This is a genomic window from Pseudomonas sp. LBUM1666, from assembly GCF_059695775.1.
The window spans coordinates 3,556,921-3,579,892 of sequence record NZ_CP166789.1; the positions used below are offsets into that span (position 1 = coordinate 3,556,921).

Here is a 22,972-nt window from a genome sequence, read left to right on the forward strand (position 1 = left end):
CATGACGACTCTTTCGGGCAAGACCGCACTGGTCACCGGTTCCACCAGCGGCATTGGCCTGGGCATCGCCCTCAGCCTGGCCAAGGCTGGCGCCAATCTGATCCTCAACGGTTTCGGTGATGCGTCCAAAGTGATTGCCGAGGTCGAGCAATTCGGTGGCAAGGTTGGCCATCACCCGGCCGACGTGAGCAACCCTGAACAGATCGCCGACATGATCGCTTACGCCGAGCGCGAGTTCGGCGGCGTGGACATCCTGGTCAACAACGCCGGTATCCAGCATGTGGCGCCGGTGGAAGAATTCCCGGTGGAACGTTGGGATTCGATCATTGCGATCAACCTGTCGTCGGTGTTTCACAGCACCCGTTTGAGCCTGCCTGGCATGCGCGCCAAGGGCTGGGGACGGATCATCAACATCGCTTCGGTGCACGGTCAGGTCGGGTCCGTGGGCAAGGCGGCTTACGTGGCGGCCAAGCATGGGGTCATCGGTTTGACCAAGGTGGTGGGGCTGGAAACGGCGACCACAAACGTCACCTGCAACGCCATCTGCCCGGGCTGGGTGTTGACGCCACTGGTGCAGAAGCAGATTGATGACCGCATCGCCAAAGGGATCGACCCGCAACAGGCGCAACATGATTTGCTGGCCGAGAAGCAGCCTTCCCTGGAGTTTGTGACGCCGCCACAATTGGGCGAACTGGTGCTGTTTTTGTGCAGTGAGGCTGGTAGCCAGGTGCGTGGCGCGGCGTGGAATATTGATGGAGGGTGGTTGGCGCAATAATCACCAGCAGACACTTGTGGTGAGGGGGCTTGCCCCCGTTGTGCGGCGAAGCCGTCCTGAAAATAGTGGCGCCAACCATTTTACGACTGCTGCGCAGCCGAACGGGGGCAAGCCCCCTCGCCACAAAAGCCAGTGTGAGTACACATAAGAAAGAAGAGGCAAGCCATGTCCGACATCCTCTGGCAACCCAGCGCCAAGCGCATCGGCAAGACCCGCATGGAGGCCTTTCGGCGCTTCATCAATCAGCGACACAACCTCCACGTCGACGACTACCCTGCCCTGCACCAATGGTCCATCGATCAGCGTGAAGCGTTCTGGCAGGCCATCGTCGACTTCTTCGACATCCGCTTCCACGATCAACCGGACGCTGTGCTGGTGGAAGGCCCACAAATGCCCAGCGCCCAATGGTTCCCCGGCGCCACCCTGAACTTCGCCGAACACCTGATGCGCCGTCGCGACGATGCCGTGGCGGTCATTGCCATCGGCGAGAACGGCCAGCGTGAACACCTGACCTGGGCGGAACTGGCCGAGCATGTCGCCGGGTTTCAGAACAGCTTGAAAGCCGTCGGTGTCGGCCTCGGTGACCGCGTCGCGGCGTGCATGCCCAATACCTGGCAAACCCTCGTGGCGATGCTCGGCACCACCAGTTTGGGAGCGATCTGGTCCTGCTCCTCACCGGACTTTGGCACCCAAGGCGTAATCGATCGCTTCGGCCAGATCGAGCCCAAGGTGCTGATCACCTGCGCCGGTTACCGCTATGCCGGCAAAGAGATCGACCAGACCGCCAAGGTCAATGAAATCCTCGAACGCTTGCCGTCCTTGCAGCAGTTGATTGTTGTGCCTTACGCCCGTCCGCAAGCGCACATCGAACACTTCCACACTCGGGCCAACGTGACGCTCTGGGATGATTTCTACGACGCTGGCGGCGAACCGGATTTTGTTTCCGTGCCCTTCGCGCATCCGCTGTACATCCTCTATTCCAGCGGCACCACCGGCGTGCCGAAATGCATCATTCACAGCACTGGCGGGGTGTTGCTGCAACACGTCAAGGAACATGGCCTGCATTGCGATCTCGGCCCCGGCGACCGTTTGTTCTACTACACGACGTGCGGCTGGATGATGTGGAACTGGCTGGTCTCGGCGCTGGCCGTGGATAGCGCGGTGGTGCTGTACGACGGCTCGCCGTTTCATCCCGCCCCCGAGCGTCTGATCGACCTGATCGACGACGAACGCATCAGTGTCTTCGGCACCAGCCCCAAGTACCTCGCGACCCTGGAAAGCAGCGGCATCAAACCTCGCGAAAGCCATGACCTGAGCAGCCTCAAAACCTTGCTCTGCACCGGTTCCGCGTTGTCACCGCAGAGTTACGACTACGTCTACCGCGACCTCAAGCCTGATCTGTGCCTGGCCTCGATGTCCGGCGGCACCGACATCGTTTCGTGTTTTGTGAACAGCAATCCGCTGCAACCGGTACGCCGTGGCGAGATACAAGGCAAAAGCCTGGGCATGGCGGTGGAAGTCTGGAACGACGACGGCCAACCGGTGATCGGCGAAAAAGGTGAGCTGGTGTGCACCCGGCACTTCCCGGCAATCCCCATCGGTTTTTGGAATGACCCTCAACAGGAAAAACTTCGCGCCTCGTATTTCAGTCAGTTCCCCGGGGTCTGGGCCCAAGGCGATTACGCGGAACAATTGCCCCATGGCGCGATGATGATCCACGGACGCTCCGACGCCGTACTCAACCCCGGCGGCGTGCGCATCGGCACTGCGGAAATCTACCGTCAGGTGGAGAAAGTCCCACAAGTGCTGGACAGCGTGGCCATCGGTCAACAATGGCAGGAGGACGTGCGGGTGGTGCTGTTCGTACGGTTGCACGAGGGTGTCGAACTGGACGAGGGGCTGGAACAGCAGATCCGCCAGGTCATCCGCGCCAACACCACACCACGGCATGTGCCGGCGAAGATTGTCGCGGTGACGGACATTCCACGGACGATCAGTGGCAAGGTTGTCGAGTTGGCCGTGCGAAATGTGGTGCACGGGCAGAAAGTGAAGAATACCGATGCGTTGGCCAATCCCGAGGCGTTGGAGCAATTTCGCGACCGCCCGGAACTCATGGACTGAAAAAATCCACTGTGGGAGCGGGCTTGCTCGCGAAGGCGTCGGGTCAGTCAATATCAATGTCGACTGACACACCGCCTTCGCGAGCAAGCCCGCTCCCACATTGGATTTATGTCAGTCCATTAATCCCCATTCGCCCGGCGGCGCATGGGGGCTCGATGATGCTTCGGCGTGCAGCTTCAGCCGCAGGCGCAAATTGTTCACCGAATCCGCATGTTTGAGCGCTTCTTCCTCATTGATCGCCCCCTCGACGACCAACTCGAATAGCGCACAGTCAAACGTCTGCATCCCCAGTTCCACAGACTTCTCCATGATCCCCTTGAGTTCTGAAAGCTCATTGCGCCGGATCAGGTCGCCGATGGTCGGCGTGCCGATCATCACTTCCACCGCCGCCCGTCGCTGACCGTCCCGGGTGTGCACCAACCGCTGGGACACGAACGCTTTCAGGTTGTTGCCCAGATCATGAAGCAGCTGCGTCCGGCGTTCTTCGGGGAAGAAGTTGATGATCCGGTCCAGCGCCTGATGGGCGTTGTGGGCATGCAGGGTGGAGATAACCAGATGACCGGTATCGGCAAACGCCAGCGCATGCTCCATCGTCTCGCGGTCACGGATTTCGCCGATCAGCACGACGTCCGGTGCCTGGCGCAGGGTATTTTTCAATGCGGCGTGAAAACTACGGGTATCGACGCCGACCTCGCGCTGATTGATGATCGACTTCTTGTGCCGATGGATGTACTCGACCGGGTCTTCGATGGTGATGATGTGGCCACTGCTGTGGCGATTGCGGTAGTCGATCAACGCGGCCAGCGAAGTTGACTTGCCCGAGTCAGTAGCGCCGACGAACAGCATCAATCCTTGTTTGAGCATCACCGTTTCGAGCAGCACCGGCGGCAGCTTGAGGTCTTCGAAACGCGGAATGTCGAGTTTGATGTTGCGCGCCACGATCGATACATCGTTGCGTTGTTTGAAGATATTCACTCGAAAGCGCCCGATACCGGTCAAAGAAATCGCCAGATTCATCTCCAGCTCCCGATCGAACTCCAGACGCTGTTCGGCGTCCATGATGGACTCGGCAATGGCCGCTATTTCTCCCGGCTTGAACGGCTGATCGGCCAAGGGTTTGAGCACACCCTCGAACCGTGCGCTGGGTGGCGCACCGGTAGACAGATAAAGATCGGAGCCATTCTGGCTGGCCAGGAGCCTTAACAGTGCATCGATTTCCATGGCAAAAAGCACCCGCGAAGCATTCAATGAATAAAAATGACCCAAATTGGGTCATCCAGCGTCTACTGCGGTACAAGGATAGTTGACACCGCCACACCGACTTAAGTGCAGGACATCTTGATGAACGCATCACCGACCGGCAGCGATGCCCAGGCCTTGATTGCCCGACTGGACTGGAGACGCAGCCCGCTGGGCGCTGCCAGTACCTGGCCGCAAAGCCTGCGAACCGCCGTGGATATCGTGATTCATTCGCCGATGCCCATGCTGTTGCTGTGGGGCCCGCAACTCACGCAGATCTACAACGACGGTTTCGCCCTGCTGGCCGGCAGCAAGCATCCACACGCATTCGGACAGCCGACACACCTGATCTGGCCAGAGTTAAAAGACTTTACCGACCCCATTTACAGCGCCGTCCTACAAGGACAGGTGCGGACCTACAGCGAACAGCGCTTCAACTTACAGCGCGATGGCCATGATTCCGACTTCTGGCTGGACCTGACCTACAGCCCCATCCGCGATGAAAGCGCCCAGGTCGCCGGGATTCTGGTCACCGCCATCGAAACCAACGAACGCCGACGCATCGCCCTCGAACTCGAGCAGCGTTCGGCTGCCAGCCTCAAGGCCCAGCACGAAACCGAGGAGCGCCTGCAACTGGCCCTCGCGGCCACCGACGCCGTCGGTACCTGGGACTGGGACATCAGCGAAGACCGCTTCATTGCCGACACCCACTTCGCCCAGTTACACGGTATCGACCCGCTGCTCGCCAGCCAGTTGCCGATCAGCGCCTACCTCCAGGGGGTGCACCCGGAAGACCGCGCCATGGTTGCCCGCAGCATCAAGCACTCCATCTCCCAGGGCACCGAGTACGCCGAGGAGTATCGCCTGCTGCAACCCGACGGTCAGCTGCGTTGGGTGTTTGCCCGGGGTCGTTGCTACAAGGACCACCATGGCCGGCCGATTCGCTTCCTCGGTGCTGCCCTGGACCTGACCGAACGTAAACACACAGAACAAGCATTGCGGCAAAGTCAGACCGAGCTGCAACTGATCATCAACGCCATGCCGATCCTGATCAGCTACGTAGACCGCGAGGAACGCTTTCGCCTGAACAATGCCGCCTACCTTGACTGGTACGGGCTCACGCCTCAGGAGCTCTTTGGCAAAACCATCCGTGAAGTACTGGGTGAAGAAGCCTATGCCTTGCGCGCCGAACACATCGCCCAGGCGCTGTCCGGCAAGCCTTGTTGTTTCAGCATCCGCACCCCGCACCGTGACGGCAGCATCCGCCATGCCCTGATGAACTACTTGCCGCGCCACGGCGCGGATGGTGCGGTCAATGGTTTCTATATCTTTGTGATTGATGAAACCGAGCGCAAACAGACCGAAGAAGCCCTGCGCAACCTCAACGAGACCCTTGAGGAACGAGTCGCCGCCCGCACCCAACAACTGGCCGAAGCCAACCAGCGACTGCAGAACGAGATGTTCGAACGCGAGCGCGCCGAAGAGGCGTTGCGCCATGCACAGAAAATGGAAGCGGTCGGCCAGCTCACCGGCGGCATCGCCCATGACTTCAACAATATGCTCACCGGGATCATCGGCAGCCTCGATTTGATGCAGCGCTACATCGCCGACGGGCGTGTCGCCGAGATTGGCCGTTTCACCGAGGCGGCAGTCTCCTCGGCCAACCGCGCCGCCGCCCTGACCCATCGCCTGCTGGCGTTTTCCCGGCGCCAGTCACTGGACCGCAAGCCGCTGAACGCCAATGATCTGATCCACTCTCTGGAGGATCTGCTCAGCCGGACCAAGGGCGACCACATCGAGCTCAAACTGCAACTGGCCCATGACGTCTGGCCGGTCAGCACCGACGTCAGCCAGCTGGAAAACGCCCTGCTCAATCTGGTGATCAACGCCCGGGACGCCATGCCCGACGGCGGCGAGTTGCGGATCGAAACCGCCAACGTTTACCTCGACAGCAGTGACATCAACACCCTGGAACCGGTCAAGGCCGGGGATTATCTGATGATTGCCGTCAGTGACAACGGTACCGGCATGACACCGTCGGTGCTGGCCAAGGCCTTCGACCCGTTCTTCACCACCAAACCCATCGGCCAGGGCACCGGTCTTGGGCTGTCGATGATCTATGGATTTGCCCAGCAGTCGGGCGGGCATGTCAGCCTGTTCAGCTTGCCGGGCCAGGGCACCAGCGTTCGTCTGTACCTGCCGCGGCTGCACGCCGCAGAGCCCGAAAACATCCTGATGCCGGTCACCAGCGAGGCGCCGGCGGCAATTGCCGGTGAAACCGTGGTGTTGGTGGAGGACGACCCGGCGGTGCGCATGCTGGTGCTCGACCTGCTCAACGAGCTGGGTTACCACGCCCATGAAGCCGAAGACGCGAAGACCGCCCTGCCCCTGCTGGAGTCCGACCTGCGGGTCGACTTGTTGGTCACAGATGTCGGGCTGCCGGGGATGAACGGTCGGCAACTGGCGGAGATTGCGCGCCAGCACCGCCCCGAGCTCAAAGTGCTGTTCATGACCGGTTACGCGGAAAAAGCCGCCGAGCGCCAGGGTTTCCTGGAGGAAGGCATGGACATGGTCGCCAAGCCCTTTTCCATTGACCTGTTGGCCAACAAGATTCGCGCGATGATCGGCCAACCGGACTGAGTTAAGGCATAATCCCGCGCGCCCCGCTGGCACCAACATAGCCACCACCGTTGCAAGGTACTGCCCATGAAAGCTCAAGCCCGCCATATTCTGGTGAAAACCTCGGAAGAAGCCGAACAGCTCAAACAACGCATCGCCAAGGGCGAAGCCTTCGATGTGCTGGCCAAGAAGTATTCCACCTGCCCGTCCGGCAAGCGTGGCGGCGACCTGGGTGAGGTGCGGCCCGGGCAGATGGTCGGGGTCATCGATGCCGTGATTTTCAAAAAACCGCTGCGCGTAGTGCACGGGCCGATCAAGAGCAAGTTTGGCTATCACCTGGTGCAGGTGTTTTATCGGGATTGAAGTGGTTGGCTGAGAGCCCTGTGGCGAGGGGATTTATCCCCGTTGGACTGCGCAGCAGTCCTATTTTTTGGGGCCGCTGCGCGACCCAACGGGGATAAATCCCCTCGCCACAGAGATTGCATCAACTCTTTGGGATCAGTGCTCCCGGCACCTGAATCACCCAACTCGCCAAGCGATGCCCCGCTTCAGCAGCCTCAACCGGGCTGCCGCCCTTGAGCCGACTGGCCAGGTACGCGGCGCTGAACGAATCCCCCGCCGCCGTGGTGTCCACCACTCGCTCGACCACCTGCGCCGGCACTTCAAACGACTCGCCATCACAACGAATCAGACACGCCTCGGCGCCACGCTTGAGTACCACCTCGGGCGTGCCAATCTGCTCGTAAGCAGCAAATACCGCCGCGCAATCGGAAAAATGAAAAAGCGCCTGATCGTCATCGACAGTCAGCAATGCCAGGTCGACATAGGGCAGAACGCTGCGATAGGCCGCCCGCGCGTCCTCGATCGACGCCCACAAACGTGGCCGGTAGTTGTTGTCGAACACGATCCGTGCATCCCGCTGCCGGGCTTCGATCAGGGTTTCCAGCAACTTCTCTCGACCTTGCACGCCGAGCACCGCCAGGGTGATGCCGCTGAAATACAGCACATCGTAATCCGGCAGCGCCGCCAGGATCGGCGCGGCGGCCGGAGTGGTGAAACAATCGCGGACGGCCGCTTCATTGCGCCAGTAAAGAAAACGCCGTTCGCCGGCAGCGTCAGTCTGGATGCAATACAAGCCGGGCAATCGGCCCGGCAAGCGCTGGACCATACCGAGCCCGATGCTTTCGTCGGCCCAGCTCTGGCACATGGCATCGCTGAAACTGTCGTCGCCCAGGGCGGTGACGTAATCCACCGTGCCGCCCTCGCCCAGCTCCCGGGACAGGTAGACCGCCGTGTTCAAGGTATCGCCACCGAAACTCTGTTGCAGACTGCCGTCGGCGCGTTGCTGCAACTCGATCATGCATTCGCCGATCAGGGCGATGCGCGGGGTGTTGGGGCCGAGGGTGCTGATGGTGTTCATTGGTGTGGGTCTCGGGTGTTTCTATGTTGTCTGGTAGGGCCTAATCGCGAGCAAGCTCGCTCCCACATTGAATCTTCATTGTTCATGAGATCAGTGTGGGAGCGAGCCTGCTCGCGAAGGCCGCGCCTCGGTCTCAAGCCTTAGAAACAGGTTTCCATGGTTTCGATAACATTCAGTTGTTCATCCACCAGACACCCTATGCGCCACTTGTCGAACGTCAGGCACGGATGGGAGGTGCCAAAGGAAATAATGTCCCCCACTCGCAACTCAACCCCCGGTGCCACGGTCATGAACGCATGCTGGTCCATCACCGCCGTCACCTTGCAGGCGCTGACATCGTCGCCCGTCGCCGGCACCACGCCCGCCTTGTAACGCAACAGCGGAACCGGCAACCCGGCGTCGTAGGCCACGTCGCGTTTACCCAGGGCGATCACCGCAAAACCCGGCTCCGGCAACGACTGCACGTGAGCCCAGACTTCCAGCGCCGGGCGCAGGCCTTCGTGCAGGTCGCTGCGGCGGTCGAGCACACAGCATTGCGCTTCTTTATAGATGCCATGGTCGTGAGCTACGTAGCTGCCGGGACGCAGCACGCTGAGGAAACGCCCAGCGGCGTTCTGGGCTTCGAAGGACTCAGCGATCAGGTCGTACCAGGCCGAACCCGACGCGGTGATGATCGGTTTGGGAATGGCGAACGCGCCGCTGTCCTGTAATTGAACGGCCAGGCGCACCAAAGAATCAGCGAACGCACGGATGCCGCTCACCGCGTGATCGCCGTGAATCACCCCTTCGTAACCTTCGATCCCGGTCAGCGCCAGGGCCGGTTGTGCAGCAATGGCTTTGGCCAGCGCGACCACTTCGTCTTCTGTGCGGCAACCGCAACGACCGCCGACCACGCCGTACTCGATCATCACGTTCAAGCGCACACCGCGGGAGGCGAAATACGCGCCGAGATCAGCGACGTTGTCCAGGTGATCGACCATGCAATGGAAGTCGAAAGCAGGGTCTGCCAGCAGATCGGCGATCAACGCCATGTTCGGCGTACCGACCAATTGGTTGGCCATCAGTACCCGATGCACGCCATGGGCGTAAGCCGCGCGGGTTTGCGTGGCGCTGGCCAGGGTGATGCCCCAGGCACCGGCGTCCAGTTGGCGGCGAAACAGCGCCGGGGTCATGCTGGTTTTGCCGTGGGGGGCGAGTTCGGCACCGCTGTTGCTGACAAAGGTCTGCATCCAGCGAATGTTGTGCTCCAGGGCTTCGCGATGCAGCACCAGCGCAGGCAGGCTGACGTCGCGCACAAGATTGGCGCCTGTATGGGCAAAGCCCTTTTCCACGGTGGCAGTATTTTTGGCAGAAAACATGGTCGAACTCCTCACATTCGCGGCCGCAGGCAGCCGCTGTTATTCGTTGATGCGACGGGCCAGGCTGTTGGCGCTGTCGATCAGCACCCGGCGGTAGTCGTTGTAATTGTTCTTGGCATCGGCCCGTGGGGCGACGATGCACAAGGTCGCAATAGCCACACCGTTCGGGTCTTTCACCGGGGCGGCGAAGCAATGGGTAAAAGTGTCGGCAACGCTATCGAAAGAGAAGAAGCCATCGATAGCGGCCTGACGGATTTCACCGAGAAACTGCTCCAGCGGCAGGCGCTCGCCGTTGGGCAGGATGAAGTCGTCGTGATCGATCAGGTCGACGATTTCCTGGTCGCTCAAATGCGCCAGCAGCAGGCGTCCGGAAGCGGTCCAGGGAATCGGCGCGTTCTCGCCGATGTCCGAGGAAATGCGAAAATGCCGCTCGCCCTCTTTCATCAAGGCCACGGTGTATTTGCGCCCGTTGAGCAGGCACATCTGCGCGGTTTCGCGGGTCTGGCTGACGATCTCCTGCAAGGCGTGATCGGCCTCGCGGGTCAGGTCGAAATGGCGCAAATGCGCCTGCCCGAGGAAGTACAGCTGACGGCCGAGGTAGACATGACCGTCCTTGCCCACGGCCTCCAGAATCCGCCGTTCAAGCAAGGAGGCAACCAATTCGTAGACCGTGGATTTCGGGCTGCCGATGCCGCTGGCGATTTCGTTCGGGCGCAGGGGTTTGCCGACTTCCTTGAGGAAATCGAGGATATCGAACGCCCGGTCCAGACCGCGAGCCCGGCGCTTGATGGTGTCTTCGGTCATGTCTTCAGGTTCCCATTCAAAGTGGCCGGGAGTTTACCGCCAATGATCGTTCCCACGCTCCGCGCGGGAACGATCAGTGCTTAGGGTCAGGCCTTTTTCTTGTACGCGACGCAGTCAATCTCGACCTTGCAATCGACCATCATGTTCGCCTGCACACAGGCCCGGGCCGGTGCGTGTTCGCTTTTGAAGTACTCGGAGAACACCTTGTTGAAACTCCAGAAATCCCGTGGGTCTTCCAGCCACACACCAGCGCGCACCACGTCTTCCAGGCCATAACCGGCCTCTTCGAGAATCGCGATCAGGTTCTTCATGGCCTGGTGAGTCTGTTCGACGATGCCACCCACAATGATTTCGCCATCCAGAGCCGGTACTTGCCCGGACACGTGCAGCCAGCCATCAGCCTCAACGGCGCGGGCGAAAGGACGGGGCTGGCCACCACCGGCGGTGCTGCCGGTGCCGTAACGAGTAATGCTCATGAGTATTTCTCCTGATTGAAAAGTGAAAATGCTTTTGAAAAAAATCAGAACCGCGTGTTCTTGAGAAATTCCGCCAGACGCGGTGATTGCGGGCGTTCGAACAGTTCCTTGGGTGGCCCCTGCTCTTCGATCCGCCCCTGATTCATGAAGACGATCTTGTCCGAGACCTCGAAAGCGAAGCGCATTTCGTGGGTCACCAGCAGCATGGTCATGCCGTCCTCGGCCAGGCCTTTGATCACGCTCAGCACTTCGCCCACCAGTTCCGGATCGAGGGCCGAAGTGACTTCGTCGAACAGCATCAGGCTCGGGTTCATCGCAATCGCCCGGGCAATCGCCACGCGCTGCTGCTGACCACCGGACAACTGACCGGGGAAGTGATCGCGGCGTTCCAGCAAGCCGACCCGCTCCAGCCATTTTTCCGCCAGGGCCACCGCTTCATCCTTGTGCAGCTTTTTGACCTTGAGCAAACCGAGGGTGACGTTCTGCAACGCCGTGAGGTGCGGAAACAGGTTGAACTGCTGGAACGCCATGCCGGTCATTGCCCGATGCCGGGCGATGACTTTTTCCGGGTGCCGCACGCGCTTGCCGTTGACCTCGTCATAACCGATGGACTCGCCATCGAGCATGATCTGCCCGCCCTGGAACTCTTCGAGCATGTTCACGCAGCGCAGCAGTGTGGTCTTGCCCGAGCCGCTGGAACCGATCAGCGTCACGACGTTGCCGCGCTGCATGGTCAGGTCGACGCCCTTGAGCACTTCGAGCTGGCCGTATTGTTTGTGCAGGCCGCGGATGTCCAGCAGGGCCTGACCGTTTTGAGTGTTGGAAGGTTGAGTCATGGCAAGGCCACCCGCTTTTCAATGTGCCGGCCGAGTAATTCGATGGCGTAGTTGATGACGAAAAACAGAAATCCGGCGAACAGGTAAAACTCGAGGGTCATGAAGGTCCGGGCGATGATCTGCTGTGTGCTGAGCAACAACTCGGCAACACCGATCACCGACAACAGCGTCGAAGCCTTGACGATCTCGGTGGACGAGTTGACCCAGGTCGGCAAGATCTGCCGCAACGCCTGAGGCAACAACACGTAGCCCAAAGACTGAAAGAACGTCAGGCCAATCGCCTTGCTCGCTTCCATCTGACCACTGGGCAACGCTTGCAGCGCGCCACGCACGATCTCGGCGACGTGGGAGCCGCAAAACAGCGTCAGCCCCAACGCACCCGCCTGAAAGGCACTGATCTGCCAGCCCAGCGCGGGCGCCATATAGAAGCAAGCGAGCACCAAGACAAACACGGGCGTGCCGCGAATGATGTCGACGTAAAACCGAAACGGCGCGCGCATCCAGAATTTGCCGTAGGTCAGCACCAGACCGGCGACGATGCCGACCATCGTGCCCAACAGAATCGCCAGGGCCGAGACCTGCACACTGGTCAAAAAACCTTGCCACAGGACTTCCCGCGCAACCCATAACTCATGCAACCAACTAGGGGATTCGTACATGTGGGCCTCCTATCGGCGAATCGCCAGACGCTGCTCGAGGTAACGCAGCATCATGGCAATGAGGTAACAGGCCGCCACATAGAGCGCTGTGGTCACCAGCCAGGTTTCAATCACCCGGTAGCTCTCGACATTGATTTTGCGCGCGTAATAGGTCAGCTCCGGCACGGCAATCGCCGCGGCCAGCGAGGTGTCCTTGAACAGCGAAATGAAGTTGTTCGACAAGGCCGGCAGCACATTGCGCAGCATCACCGGCACGGTGACGTATGCCTTGACCTGCCACTCGCCCAAACCGATCGCCAACCCCGCTTCGCGCTGGCCTTTGGGAATGCTCAACAGACCACCGCGGAACACTTCGGTCAGATAGGCCCCGGCATACAGCGACAGCGTGATGATGAAGGACGGGATCTTGTCCAGACGGATCCCCAGGCTCGGCAAGGCGAAGTAGATCAACAGAATCAACACCAGAATCGGCGTGTTACGGATCACCGTCACATACACCGACGCCAGCACCCGCAACGCACGGTGCTTTGACAGCAAAGCAAACGCCATCATCAGGCCGATCACGCAGCCGATGGCGATCGACACCAGCGCCAGTTCAAGGCCCAGACCGAGCCCCGCCAGCAAGGTGTCGAAATCGCGCCACACGGCGGCAAAATTCAACTGATAGTTCATGGTCAGCGGTACCTTGAACGGGGCGATTCATGACCGCCCCGCTCTCACGAGATCATTTGAATTCGACGGGGAAACCGATGGCTGGAGTCGGCAGATCGACACCGAACCACTGCTTGAAGGAGGCCGCGTAGGTCGGGAATTCAACACCGGTCATGGCTTCATGCAATGCGGTGTTGACGAAGTTCAGCCAGTCCTGATCGCCGCGCTTGACCGCGCACGCGTAGGTTTGCGGGCTCCAGGCATAAGCCGGGCTGCGATAGCGGCCGGCGTTCTGCACCATCAGGTATTTCACCGACGACTGATCGGTCGCAGCGGCGTCGGCACGGCCGGAGTTCACCGCCTGATACATCAGGTCCACGCTGTCGTACTGATCGACCTTGGCCTTGGGCAAGGCCTGATGCACCAGTTCTTCGGCATACACGTTCTGCAGCACCGCCACGGTCACGCTGTCGCCGGCGGCTTTGAGGTCTTCGATTTCCTTGTACTTGCTGTTGGCCGGCAACAGCAGGCCGACGCCTTCGCGGTAGTACGGCAGCGTGAACGCCACCTGCTGAGCACGGCTGGCAGTCACGGTGATGAACTGGCAACTCATGTCGACCTTGTCCGTCAGCAGGTTGGGAATCCGCGCATCGGACGACTGCACCACGAACTCGACTTTGCTTGGGTCGTTGAACAACCCCTTGGCCACCATCCGCGCGATATCGATATCAAAACCCTGCAACTTGCCATCCGCTCCCTGGAAGTGCCACGGCGCATTGGTACTGCCCGTGCCCACAATCAGTTTCCCGCGGGCCAGCACGCTATCGAGCTTGCTGTCCGCCGCCTGGGCCACACCCATGGCAGCAGCCGAAGCCGCGAGAACAAAAACACACGCTTTAAACAAGGAAGGTCGGCGATGCATGGCAAGCACTCCAGGGTGATGTTTATTCCGCTATACCGGATATAGGTATGTAACAACGGAATAGACAGCAGAAAGTGTGCCACAGGATGTGGGCGGAATGTTGGGGAGATTGAAAAGTGTTTTGAATCAAATAGATGGAAAAAAATACAACACCGACGTTACGAAATGCACAGGTGAACGACCGCTACCGTTGGCTACAAAGTGCGGGTACCTGGTTCACAGTTGGAGTTTTGATGGGCTAATTCGGTGCGGCGCTGCATCAGACAAGGCAGCCGGAAAATAAACTTAACAACGTCGATTAGCGATCGGCTCTTTCCAGGCTTTATCAGAGAACTCCAACTCATAGGTCATCAATTGAAACCCTTATGATCGGATCGTTTTCCCGCTCTTTACAAAGGGTAAGTAACTCCAAATCATCCAGGCGATCCATCATGGGGAGACGCTCGGTACTTACCAGTTGTTGCCCTTCGGTTGGCGGATTGATCTTGCGCTCCAAGTTCCCACTCATCTGTTCAGATACTCCTTTCCCACAGTCCATGACTGTCTCCATTGAAGAATGAACAAAAAGTATCACGCCACACGCTTCCGGCTTTCCGTGTGTCCTGTCGGGTTGGTCCTGAAACACGGTAAGGAGTGTCCAAGTCTACGTAGGAAAACCTACCTACCTGTTATTTCTGACAGTAGACCTTTCCCCGCGCCTTCCTTTACCGTCGACGGACCGTCAATGGCCGTTGTGAAAAGGAGATTTCAATGAGCTCGAAAATCGCTCACAAAGCGCTGGCCCCGGTCTACCGCAAGGCCCTGAAAACCTGGCGCCCGGTGATCCTGTACTTTGGCAATCAACACTGCCCCGCCTGCGAAACGGCCGGGCCGATTTTTCGTCAGATTGGCGAACAATATCGCCATCACGCGAACATCTACATGCTCAATACCAGCGAATCCCCCCGTCACCCGGACGTCACCGGCACACCCACCGTGCTGTTTTACAAAGATGGGAAGTTGCTGAAGAAGCTCAAGGGAATCGGCACTGAGCAAACCCTGCAAGAAGACTTCGCCAGGCACATCGGCAAGGTGAAACCCAGACACGCGGCTCGCAAACAAAGCCATGACCTGGCGTGGTTGCATCAAACCCTGCGGACCCTGTGCACTGTGCCTCGGGCACGTCAGGTGGGCAGGGCTTGAGTTGTCTGTCGCCGGATAGAGCGCTTTCGTGAGCAAGCCCGCGAAGGCCCCTCAAATCCGGCGCAAAATTACCCGCCGATACGCGCCAGCAACACTCGCGTCACCCGCCGCTCTTCAATCGCCACCACGGTCATCCGCCAGCCTTCCCACTCATGACTGTCACCGATCATCGGCAGGCGATCCAGCACGCTCACCACCAGCCCGGCCAGGGTCTGATAGTCGTCGGTGGGCTCTGCCGCAAACCCGGTCCGCTGTCGCACGCGCGCCAGGTTCAACGCGCCGCTGACCATGAATCCGCCCTTCTCCTCGACCACATCCGGGCCCTCGATTTCGCTGGCGTCGGGCAACTCGCCGGCGATCGATTCGAGAATGTCGGTCATGGTCAACACACCGACGAAGTCACCGAATTCATTGACCACAAACGCAATGTGCGTCGAGGCTTTGCGCATCTGCTCCAGGGCATTGAGGATCGAGTAACTGTCCAGCAAGTTGATGGTCTTGCGCGCCAGTTGCTCAAGACCGGGCGAGTTGCCGGCCAGGTATTCCTTGAGCAATTCCTTCTTGTGCACGAAGCCCAGCGGCTCATCCACTGCGCCATTGCGAATCAGCGGCAGGCGCGAATAGGACGAATGCATCAGGCGCGTGCGAATGGCGTCGGCATCGTCGGACAGATCGATGTGATCGACATCGGCGCGCACGGTCATCAAGGTGCGGATCGGTCGCTCGGCGAGTTGCAGCACACCACTGATCATCACTCGCTCGCGACGGTCGAACAGTTCTGCGCTTGGTGCTTCACCGTTGTCCAGCATGTCGGCAATCTCCTCGCCGACCTCCTCCACCGCCAGTTTGCGGCCACCGAGCAAACGCATCACGGCGTGGGCCGTGCGCTCACGTATCGGTCGCAGGCCCTGCATGGATTTTTTGCGGCGAGCCCGGGCGATCTGGTTGAAGATCTCGATCAGGATCGAGAAACCAATGGCCGCGTACAGGTAGCCCTTCGGAATGTGGAAACCCAGGCCTTCAGCGGTCAGCGCAAAGCCGATCATCATCAGGAAGCCCAGACACAGCATGATTACCGTCGGGTGTTCGTTGACGAATCGAGTCAGCGGTTTGCTGGCGACGATCATCAGGCCGATGGAAATAATCACGGCGATCATCATCACCGCCAGTTCATCGACCATGCCCACAGCGGTAATCACCGCGTCCAGAGAGAACACCGCATCGAGCACCACGATCTGCGCCACGATCGGCCAGAACAGTGCATAACCCGCGTTGGACGAGCGCTGGCCGATATGGCCTTCGAGCCGCTCGTGCAGTTCCATGGTGGCCTTGAACAACAGGAACACACCACCGAACAGCATGATCAGGTCGCGGCCGGAGAAGCTCTTGTCGAACACCTCGACCAGCGGCTGCGTCAGCGTCACCAGCCACGAAATACTCGCCAGCAGGCCCAGGCGCATCAGCAATGCCAGGGACAAACCGATGATCCGCGCACGGTCGCGCTGCTCGGGCGGCAGTTTGTCGGCGAGGATTGCGATAAACACCAGGTTGTCGATGCCGAGCACCAGCTCCAGCACAATCAAGGTCAACAGGCCCAGCCACGCGGTGGGGTCAGCTATCCATTCCATAAAAACGTCTCGATCTCTTCAGTGAATTCAGAATGCCGGGCACGGCAAGGCGCGGCGCGGAGGCCGTGGAACTGCAATGTCAAAGGTATTCAGAAGTCGAAAGACTGGGTGTTTCGCGTGCATCAAGACCGCGCAGTAGCGCGAGGAGAAAGGATAACCGGGAGGCTCCGAGAGGGTGTTCATGCACGTCCTGAAAGGAAAAAGGCCTTGGAGCGTACAGGCAAAAGTGACATTTCCTACAGTTGGAAATCATTACAAAATCTGTAATCAGCGATTTTTGACCCGCTCGATGTACCTCGCCACCGCCGGTGATTTGTCGAATCGCCGATGGATCAACGACAACCAGGAGCTCGCCTCACACCCATTGATCGGCCGGTACAAGACACCGGGCAGACTGACATGCCCGACCACCGATTCTGGCACCACCGCCACGCCCTGCCCCAACGACACCAGCGCAATGACCGCCACCAGCCCGCCCGGTTGCGCCCCCAGTTTCGGCGCAAATCCGCCTTCGGCGGCGACTTGCAAGGTGCCGCTGATTTGTTCCGGCAGGATGAACGTCTCGTTCTGCAAATGTTCCGGACCAATCTCTGGCAGTCGGCACAGCCAGGACTCGGTCGGCAGCGCCAGCACGAAGCCTTCTGCGTCCAGGCGAATGGCTTCCAGGCCGTCTGGCAAGGTCATGGGTGAACGGACATAGCCAATATCGAAACGCCCCTCGACCACCATCATCGGTAATGACGCCATGGGACTTTCCCGTACGTTCAGGCTGACGTCAGGACACTCGCGGCTGAAGGCTTGCACCTGTTTCTGCAGCAAGCCCGAATACACCGCCGAAGCCACGTAACCCAGTTCGATATGGCCAATATCCCCGCGCCCGGCACGCTGGGCGTTGAACTGAGCGTATTCGAATTGCCGCACCGTCGCCTCGGCCTCGATCAACAGCGCAGCGCCGGCCTCGGTCAGGCTGACTTCACGTGTCTGGCGCACGAACAATCGCGTGCCGAGTTCGTTCTCCATGTCCTGGATCTGTCGAGTCAAGGTCGGCGGTGCGATGCCGAGTTGTTCGGCAGCGCGGGTGAAGTTGCCTTGCCGGGCAACGGCCAGAAAATAGCGGAAATGCCGTATGTCCATGGATGCGTTAGCTCAAAGGTAATGAAGTGACAAGGCACGCCTAACAAGGGAAGCGCCAACAGGCGATAAGCTGCACTGACTTTCACAGTAGAGAAACGTTGCCATGCCCGTCAAACCCAAGGTGAGCCCGCGCCTGACATTACTCACAGCCTCAGGCGTTTGCTCGCTGATCGTTCTCGACACCAACATCGTCGCCGTGACGCTGCCTACGATCGCCCGGGACCTGGGCGCAAACTTTGCCGACATCGAATGGGTAGTCAGCGCTTACATGCTGGCCTTCGCCGCTCTTTTGTTGCCGGCTGGCAGCATCGCCGACCGCTTCGGCCGGCAGAAAACCCTGATCTGCGGATTGGCCATTTTCATCCTCGCGTCCATCGGTTGTGGTGCCGCGCCCAATGCGCTGTTCCTCGACATCGCCCGGGCGATCAAGGGTGTCGGCGCAGCATTGCTGCTGACTTCGGCCCTCGCCTCCATCGGCCACACCTTTCACGATGAAGTGGAGCGGGCCAAGGCCTGGGCGTTCTGGGGCGCGTGCATGGGGGTGGCGATGACCGCCGCGCCGACGGTCGGCGGGCTGATCACCGAATACATGGGCTGGCGCTGGATTTTCTACCTTAACCTGCCCGTCGGATTATTCCTGATGGTGATGGTCTGGCGCGCCGTGCCGGAGTCCCGCGACACTCAGTCCGCACGCCTCGATCCCTGGGGCAGCCTGGCGTTCAGTGCGAGTTTGCTGTGCCTGATCTGGGGCCTGATCGAGGCGAACCGGATCGGCTGGAGCAACCCGCTGACCTACGCCCGGCTGATCGGCGGTGCCTTGTTGCTGGGGCTATTCGTGGTGATTGAACGGATGCAGCGGCGGCCGATGGTTGACCTGCAACTGTTCAAGCATCCGCGCTTCATCGGTGCGCTATTGGGCATGTTTGCCTACGCCGGTTGCGCGCAGGTGATGATGACCCTGCTGCCGTTCTACCTGCAAAACGGCCTGGGTTTCTCGGCCATCGCTTCAGGTCTGGGGATGCTGCCGTTTGCCCTGACCATGCTGATTTGCCCGCGCATCGGCGTACGTCTGGCGAGCCGGTTTGCCCCCGCCACATTGATGGCCGCCGGTTTGACCCTGGTCGGCAGCGGCAATCTGCTCAGTGCCTGGGCGGTCAACAGCGGCGGTTACCTGCCCTTCGCCCTGGCGATTGCCGTGACGGGCGCCGGTGCCGGGCTGCTCAACGGCGATACGCAAAAGAACATCATGGCCTGCGTGCCACGGGAGCGCACTGGCATGGCTTCAGGCATGAGCACCACCATGCGTTTCAGCGCCATCGTGCTGGCCATCGGCGTGTTCGGTGCGTTGCTGTCCAGTCATACCGAATTGTTGTTGCGTACCAGTCTGTCGGAGCATGGCGCGCAATGGCTCGGCCAAACCCAGGGCATCGCCTCGCGGGTGGTGGCCGGCGACATGACGGCCGCGATGGGCCTGTTGCCGGAAGCCGCACGAACCGTGGTCGAACCGTTGGCTCGCCAAGCCTTCGTCGGTGGTTTCAGTCTGCTGCTGTGGGTCGCGGGGTTATTGGCACTATTGGGAGCGCTGGTGGTGGGCGCGCTGATGCGCAATCCGATCCCCGCCCCCTCGGCTGCAGCCCTCGGCGCTAAGGCTTGAACGACGCCAATACCCGCTGGGCATTCGCTTCGCAGCCCATGCCCTCGGGCCGCGTCTGAATGTTGTCGATCACCTCCAACAGCTGCGCCTTGCTCTGCGCCAAGTGCAGCTGCATCTCTTCAATCTGCTCGACTTTGCGCGTAAGCCCCGCCAGCAATTCGTCTTGCTTGAACTCACCGGTCGCGCTGTCCGGCAATAACTGTTTCAACTCTTCCAGGCTGAACCCGGCCTGCTGGGCGCAAAGAATGATTTTCAGGGTTTGCAACGCTTGGTCGGGATAATGCCGGTAACCGTTGGCCCGGCGTTCCACCTGCCGAATCAAACCCTGAGCCTCGTAAAACCGAATGCGCGACGCGTTCAACCCGCTCAGTTGCGCCAATTCACCTATCTTCATCTCAGCCTCATTTGCCTGCTTGACATTAAAGTTAACTTTAAGCTTAGCCTCTACTCATCACTGATGAGGAGTCAAGCATGTCGCCCTTCCAAGTATTGAATTTGCCCAACGGCCAGACCATCGGCAACCGCATCGGCAAAGCCGCGATGGAAGAGAACCTCGCTGACAGCGGGCAGGCACCTGCGGAGGCCTTGTTCCGGCTGTATCAGGCGTGGGCCGAAGGCGAAGCCGGCCTGTTGCTGACCGGCAACGTGATGATCGACCGCCGCGCCATGACCGGTCCCGGTGGCGTGGTGCTGGAAGATGAACGGCACCTTGAACGCTTTCGCCAGTGGGCAACTATTGGCCGGGCCGGTGGCGCGCAGTTCTGGATGCAGCTCAATCATCCCGGCCGTCAGACCATGGCCAACCTCGGCCAGCAAGCGTTGGCGCCATCCGCTGTGGCGCTGGATCTGGGTGCGTTCTCGAAGATGTTTGCCGAGCCCAAGCCCATGAGCGAGCGCGACATCGAAGACGTCATCCAACGTTTCGCCACCAGCGCCGCCCTGGCGGAAAAGGCCGGTTTCACCGGGGTGCAGATTCATGCCGCGCACGGTTATCTGATCAGCCAGTTCCTCTCGCCCCTGACCAACCGTCGAACCGACCGCTGGGGTGGCTCTCTGGAAAATCGCGCTCGCTTGTTGTTGGCGGTGGTCAGCGCCGTGCGCCAATCTGTGTCGCCGCAGTTTTGCGTATCGGTGAAGCTCAACTCCGCGGACTTCCAGCGTGGCGGTTTCGATGCCGACGACGCCCGGCAAGTCATCGAGTGGCTCAACGATCAATCGATCGATCTGCTGGAACTCTCCGGCGGCAGCTACGAAGCCCCGGCCATGCAAGGCGAGGCCCGGGATGGTCGGACCCTGGCGCGTGAAGCGTACTTTCTGGAGATGGCCGGAGAATTGGCCAGTGTGGCGAACATGCCAGTGATGGTGACCGGCGGGATTCGACGCCTGGCGATCGTCGAACAGGTGCTCGACAGCGGCATCGCCATGGCCGGGATCGGCACGGCGCTGGCGATCGAACCTCAACTGGTCAAACGCTGGCGCGAAGGTCAGAACAGTCACCCGCAACTGCCGCCGATTCGCTGGAAGCGCAAACCCCTGGCGGCACTGGCGAGCATGGCCGTCGTGAAATTCCAGCTCAATCGCCTGAGCCGTGGGCGCAAGACCCGTCCCGATGTTTCGGCGATTTGGGCGTTGATTCTCGACCGCGTGTACATCGCCCGACGTACTCGTCAGTACCGGCAGGCGATGGGAATTAAGTAATCACGTTGTCGAAGATCAAATGTGGGAGCGAGCCTGCTCGCGAAGGCGGAGTGTCAGACAACCTCATTGTTGACTGGTAGGCCGCCTTCGCGAGCAGGCTCGCTCCCACAAAGGGGCGAGTGCGTGCTTACCGTCCGGAAAAACGCAATCTGGATAGCTGACGTAAATCCCCGTCGAGGTAATAGTCATCGGTCCAGCTGTCATCCGCCGCCAACGGATGGACCTGCTTGAGCGCGAGTTTTTTGGCGAAATAGCGAAAGCGGTAATGCTCGTAGAACCGCAGCAGTTCCAGACCATAACGGTCTGCCAGATCGGTATCACCGCGAATGATCAGGTAGTTCTCGTCATTGCCATTGCTGGCCGCGGCACTGAGGTTATGGCTGCCGCTGATGATCGTCGGCGCATCGCTGGTGAAGTCCGTCACCACGGCTTTGGTGTGCACCAGCAGGTTGCCCTTCTGGCCTTTCATGTTCTCCCTGAGCCAGCCTTCCAGCCCGGTGTTGAGCAGCGCGGTAGCGGCGAATTCGGCGGTGCGGTCGGCGTGGAAACCGGTGATACGGCTGGCGGTGTTTTGCAGGCCGTAACGCAAAATGTCGTCGTGGGGCAGGCCGAGCAAGGCGTTCAGGATGTCGTCGGGCAAGGCGAACGCGGTGACGAACAGCACGTCTTTTTTCGCCGCGTTGATGATCTCGACAAACGCTTGCAGATCCCCTCTGCCCGAGCGCGGTGAGAAACCGGCGAACATCGGCTGCAGCGAATCCATCGGATTGTTTTGGGTGATCCAGTTTCGGGTGTCGCCGACATCCGCCGGGTTAGCCCAGACCTGCTCGAAGGTGTGCAGATAGCTGGCGCTGACGCGCGTGTCGTCCAGCACATGCACCACGTTGGCCTGGCGGTAAACGCCGTTGGGCGTGAAATTGGTACTGCCGCAAAGCACCGCTTCCGGCTGACGCTGCCCCGCCGCGTCGAGCCGGCTCAGCACCATGAATTTGTTATGGAAGATATTGTGGGTGACCCGCCCTCGCTTGTTCTCAGCCGGGATTTTTTCCAGGCTGGCCTCGTTCATGGTGGTGTCCTCATCGCCCGGCTGGGCGTGATAGAGCACGCGAACGTTTACCCCACGCTCGAACGCGGCATTGACCGCATCGACGATGGCCTGCAATTCATACTCGTAGATGGCAATGTCCAGCGCCCACTGGCCATCCACCGCACGCTCGATAAACTCCAGCAAGCGCCCGAGCAGACCGTTTTCCAGCCATTGCCGCGGGACATCCGGCCAGGCTTCGATGGGCAGGTTCTTGTTGGCGCTGATCATCGCGTCGAGTTCGGGAAACTTGCGCTGGAACGCCTGGCTGGCGGCCACTGCGCGATTGAAGATCACACTTTGGTTATTCGGCTGACCATTGTCGGAGGTGACCGTCACTTCCAGGAATTCACCCAGTTGCGGCGCATCAACGCTGCCGTAAGCCAGGTGGATTCGGTAATGGATCGTCATCCCCGGATTGACCGCGTAATCGGCCCAGCGAAATTTCTGCAATGGTGCGATATCGCTTGGAGTGGCGTGAAACTGGGGAAAGGTATGCACCTTGCCGGGGAAAGTCAGGCTGTTGAACAGGAACAGCCAGGGCTTGGGGCCTTGCTGTTTTTCGATGGCGAAACCCAAGAGGCCTTTACGGCGGGGTTCGGCCAGGTCCATGGCCAACAGCACGCCATTGGTGCCGGCGTAGGCCTTGACGCGGAAATCGTCCTGATGGTTGGCGGCTAGAACGCGCATGACTCACTCCTGTGATCTTTCC

21 protein-coding genes are annotated in these 22,972 nt (G+C 60.0%); 7 read left to right on the plus strand and 14 right to left on the minus strand.

Annotation, left to right across the window (positions count from 1 at the left end; translation table 11 throughout):
* Position 1: 1 nt before the first annotated feature.
* Complete coding sequence (gene hbdH / locus ACA056_RS16115; RefSeq protein WP_489263237.1) at positions 2-775, plus strand: 3-hydroxybutyrate dehydrogenase; 774 nt, start codon at positions 2-4, stop codon at positions 773-775.
* Positions 776-940: 165 nt separating this feature from the next.
* On the plus strand, positions 941-2,896 hold the full coding sequence (locus ACA056_RS16120) for an acetoacetate--CoA ligase (RefSeq protein ID WP_497266034.1): 1,956 nt from the start codon (positions 941-943) through the stop codon (positions 2,894-2,896).
* Between the two features lie 111 nt (positions 2,897-3,007).
* On the opposite strand, the gene ACA056_RS16125 is transcribed toward ACA056_RS16120, so the two are convergent.
* Positions 3,008-4,117, minus strand: coding sequence for a PilT/PilU family type 4a pilus ATPase (locus ACA056_RS16125; RefSeq protein ID WP_497266036.1), 1,110 nt, complete (start codon positions 4,115-4,117; stop codon positions 3,008-3,010).
* A gap of 120 nt (positions 4,118-4,237) precedes the next feature.
* Between ACA056_RS16125 and ACA056_RS16130 the strand changes: the two genes are divergently transcribed.
* Both ACA056_RS16130 and ACA056_RS16135 read left to right on the plus strand, forming a co-directional pair.
* Positions 4,238-6,775, plus strand: coding sequence for a hybrid sensor histidine kinase/response regulator (locus tag ACA056_RS16130; protein WP_497266038.1), 2,538 nt, complete (start codon positions 4,238-4,240; stop codon positions 6,773-6,775).
* 66 nt (positions 6,776-6,841) lie between these two features.
* Entirely contained in the window at positions 6,842-7,117 is a 276-nt protein-coding gene (locus ACA056_RS16135; protein WP_007898282.1) for a peptidylprolyl isomerase, read from the plus strand.
* 121 nt (positions 7,118-7,238) lie between these two features.
* Here the strand turns inward: ACA056_RS16135 and ACA056_RS16140 are convergent, their stop codons facing one another.
* The 9 genes from ACA056_RS16140 to ACA056_RS16180 form a co-directional block, all read right to left on the minus strand.
* Complete coding sequence (locus ACA056_RS16140; RefSeq protein WP_497266042.1) at positions 7,239-8,174, minus strand: sugar kinase; 936 nt, start codon at positions 8,172-8,174, stop codon at positions 7,239-7,241.
* A 140-nt stretch (positions 8,175-8,314) separates the two neighbouring features.
* Positions 8,315-9,532 (minus strand): amino acid deaminase, encoded by a 1,218-nt coding sequence (locus ACA056_RS16145; RefSeq protein WP_497266044.1) that lies wholly within the window; start codon positions 9,530-9,532, stop codon positions 8,315-8,317.
* Between the two features lie 39 nt (positions 9,533-9,571).
* The gene (locus ACA056_RS16150; protein WP_033061664.1) at positions 9,572-10,336 is read right to left on the minus strand and encodes an IclR family transcriptional regulator; all 765 of its coding nucleotides are present in this window, start codon (positions 10,334-10,336) and stop codon (positions 9,572-9,574) included.
* An 86-nt stretch (positions 10,337-10,422) separates the two neighbouring features.
* Positions 10,423-10,812, minus strand: a complete 390-nt coding sequence (locus tag ACA056_RS16155; protein WP_497266046.1) for a RidA family protein — start codon at positions 10,810-10,812, stop codon at positions 10,423-10,425.
* 44 nt (positions 10,813-10,856) lie between these two features.
* Positions 10,857-11,648 (minus strand): amino acid ABC transporter ATP-binding protein, encoded by a 792-nt coding sequence (locus ACA056_RS16160; protein ID WP_497266048.1) that lies wholly within the window; start codon positions 11,646-11,648, stop codon positions 10,857-10,859.
* On the minus strand, positions 11,645-12,307 hold the full coding sequence (locus ACA056_RS16165) for an amino acid ABC transporter permease (RefSeq protein WP_253428635.1): 663 nt from the start codon (positions 12,305-12,307) through the stop codon (positions 11,645-11,647). The genes ACA056_RS16160 and ACA056_RS16165 overlap by 4 nt, the downstream gene beginning before the upstream one ends.
* A gap of 9 nt (positions 12,308-12,316) precedes the next feature.
* A complete protein-coding gene (locus tag ACA056_RS16170; protein WP_008015908.1) occupies positions 12,317-12,979 on the minus strand; it encodes an amino acid ABC transporter permease in 663 nt (220 codons plus the stop codon).
* A gap of 52 nt (positions 12,980-13,031) precedes the next feature.
* Positions 13,032-13,880: a transporter substrate-binding protein gene (locus tag ACA056_RS16175; RefSeq protein WP_497266051.1), complete on the minus strand. Its 849-nt coding sequence runs from the start codon at positions 13,878-13,880 to the stop codon at positions 13,032-13,034.
* Positions 13,881-14,220: 340 nt separating this feature from the next.
* A complete protein-coding gene (locus tag ACA056_RS16180) occupies positions 14,221-14,388 on the minus strand; it encodes a hypothetical protein (RefSeq protein WP_497266053.1) in 168 nt (55 codons plus the stop codon).
* A gap of 242 nt (positions 14,389-14,630) precedes the next feature.
* Here ACA056_RS16180 and ACA056_RS16185 point away from each other — a divergent pair, with 242 nt between their 5' ends.
* The gene (locus ACA056_RS16185; protein WP_497266055.1) at positions 14,631-15,062 is read left to right on the plus strand and encodes a thioredoxin family protein; all 432 of its coding nucleotides are present in this window, start codon (positions 14,631-14,633) and stop codon (positions 15,060-15,062) included.
* Between the two features lie 68 nt (positions 15,063-15,130).
* Here ACA056_RS16185 and ACA056_RS16190 read toward each other — a convergent pair whose 3' ends face one another.
* Positions 15,131-16,690, minus strand: a complete 1,560-nt coding sequence (locus ACA056_RS16190; protein WP_497266057.1) for a TerC family protein — start codon at positions 16,688-16,690, stop codon at positions 15,131-15,133.
* Positions 16,691-16,957: 267 nt separating this feature from the next.
* The gene (locus ACA056_RS16195) at positions 16,958-17,824 is read right to left on the minus strand and encodes a LysR family transcriptional regulator (RefSeq protein ID WP_497266059.1); all 867 of its coding nucleotides are present in this window, start codon (positions 17,822-17,824) and stop codon (positions 16,958-16,960) included.
* Between the two features lie 103 nt (positions 17,825-17,927).
* Here ACA056_RS16195 and ACA056_RS16200 point away from each other — a divergent pair, with 103 nt between their 5' ends.
* Positions 17,928-19,478 (plus strand): MFS transporter, encoded by a 1,551-nt coding sequence (locus ACA056_RS16200; protein ID WP_497266061.1) that lies wholly within the window; start codon positions 17,928-17,930, stop codon positions 19,476-19,478.
* Here ACA056_RS16200 and ACA056_RS16205 read toward each other — a convergent pair.
* Positions 19,468-19,872 carry a MerR family transcriptional regulator gene (locus ACA056_RS16205; RefSeq protein ID WP_111449822.1) on the minus strand — a complete coding sequence of 135 codons (405 nt, stop codon included), beginning with the start codon at positions 19,870-19,872 and terminating at the stop codon, positions 19,468-19,470. The two genes, ACA056_RS16200 and ACA056_RS16205, sit on opposite strands and share 11 nt — an antisense overlap.
* A 77-nt stretch (positions 19,873-19,949) precedes the next feature.
* On the opposite strand from ACA056_RS16205, the gene ACA056_RS16210 reads away from it, so the two are divergent.
* Positions 19,950-21,176 carry an NADH:flavin oxidoreductase/NADH oxidase family protein gene (locus tag ACA056_RS16210; RefSeq protein WP_497266064.1) on the plus strand — a complete coding sequence of 409 codons (1,227 nt, stop codon included), beginning with the start codon at positions 19,950-19,952 and terminating at the stop codon, positions 21,174-21,176.
* A gap of 127 nt (positions 21,177-21,303) precedes the next feature.
* On the opposite strand, the gene ACA056_RS16215 is transcribed toward ACA056_RS16210, so the two are convergent.
* A complete protein-coding gene (locus ACA056_RS16215; RefSeq protein WP_497266066.1) occupies positions 21,304-22,950 on the minus strand; it encodes a phospholipase D-like domain-containing protein in 1,647 nt (548 codons plus the stop codon).
* Positions 22,951-22,972 lie beyond the last annotated feature (22 nt).

Excerpts from the sequence above, each read along its gene's own strand:
- hbdH (WP_489263237.1), top strand. The coding sequence starts at position 2 with ATGACGACTCTTTCGGGCAAGACCGCACTGGTCACCGGTTCCACCAGC.
- ACA056_RS16120 (WP_497266034.1), top strand. The coding sequence starts at position 941 with ATGTCCGACATCCTCTGGCAACCCAGCGCCAAGCGCATCGGCAAGACC.
- ACA056_RS16125 (WP_497266036.1), bottom strand. The coding sequence starts at position 4,117 with ATGGAAATCGATGCACTGTTAAGGCTCCTGGCCAGCCAGAATGGCTCC.
- ACA056_RS16130 (WP_497266038.1), top strand. The coding sequence starts at position 4,238 with ATGAACGCATCACCGACCGGCAGCGATGCCCAGGCCTTGATTGCCCGA.
- ACA056_RS16135 (WP_007898282.1), top strand. The coding sequence starts at position 6,842 with ATGAAAGCTCAAGCCCGCCATATTCTGGTGAAAACCTCGGAAGAAGCC.
- ACA056_RS16140 (WP_497266042.1), bottom strand. The coding sequence starts at position 8,174 with ATGAACACCATCAGCACCCTCGGCCCCAACACCCCGCGCATCGCCCTG.
- ACA056_RS16145 (WP_497266044.1), bottom strand. The coding sequence starts at position 9,532 with ATGTTTTCTGCCAAAAATACTGCCACCGTGGAAAAGGGCTTTGCCCAT.
- ACA056_RS16150 (WP_033061664.1), bottom strand. The coding sequence starts at position 10,336 with ATGACCGAAGACACCATCAAGCGCCGGGCTCGCGGTCTGGACCGGGCG.
- ACA056_RS16155 (WP_497266046.1), bottom strand. The coding sequence starts at position 10,812 with ATGAGCATTACTCGTTACGGCACCGGCAGCACCGCCGGTGGTGGCCAG.
- ACA056_RS16160 (WP_497266048.1), bottom strand. The coding sequence starts at position 11,648 with ATGACTCAACCTTCCAACACTCAAAACGGTCAGGCCCTGCTGGACATC.
- ACA056_RS16165 (WP_253428635.1), bottom strand. The coding sequence starts at position 12,307 with ATGTACGAATCCCCTAGTTGGTTGCATGAGTTATGGGTTGCGCGGGAA.
- ACA056_RS16170 (WP_008015908.1), bottom strand. The coding sequence starts at position 12,979 with ATGAACTATCAGTTGAATTTTGCCGCCGTGTGGCGCGATTTCGACACC.
- ACA056_RS16175 (WP_497266051.1), bottom strand. The coding sequence starts at position 13,880 with ATGCATCGCCGACCTTCCTTGTTTAAAGCGTGTGTTTTTGTTCTCGCG.
- ACA056_RS16180 (WP_497266053.1), bottom strand. The coding sequence starts at position 14,388 with ATGAGTGGGAACTTGGAGCGCAAGATCAATCCGCCAACCGAAGGGCAA.
- ACA056_RS16185 (WP_497266055.1), top strand. The coding sequence starts at position 14,631 with ATGAGCTCGAAAATCGCTCACAAAGCGCTGGCCCCGGTCTACCGCAAG.
- ACA056_RS16190 (WP_497266057.1), bottom strand. The coding sequence starts at position 16,690 with ATGGAATGGATAGCTGACCCCACCGCGTGGCTGGGCCTGTTGACCTTG.
- ACA056_RS16195 (WP_497266059.1), bottom strand. The coding sequence starts at position 17,824 with ATGGACATACGGCATTTCCGCTATTTTCTGGCCGTTGCCCGGCAAGGC.
- ACA056_RS16200 (WP_497266061.1), top strand. The coding sequence starts at position 17,928 with ATGCCCGTCAAACCCAAGGTGAGCCCGCGCCTGACATTACTCACAGCC.
- ACA056_RS16205 (WP_111449822.1), bottom strand. The coding sequence starts at position 19,872 with ATGAAGATAGGTGAATTGGCGCAACTGAGCGGGTTGAACGCGTCGCGC.
- ACA056_RS16210 (WP_497266064.1), top strand. The coding sequence starts at position 19,950 with ATGTCGCCCTTCCAAGTATTGAATTTGCCCAACGGCCAGACCATCGGC.
- ACA056_RS16215 (WP_497266066.1), bottom strand. The coding sequence starts at position 22,950 with ATGCGCGTTCTAGCCGCCAACCATCAGGACGATTTCCGCGTCAAGGCC.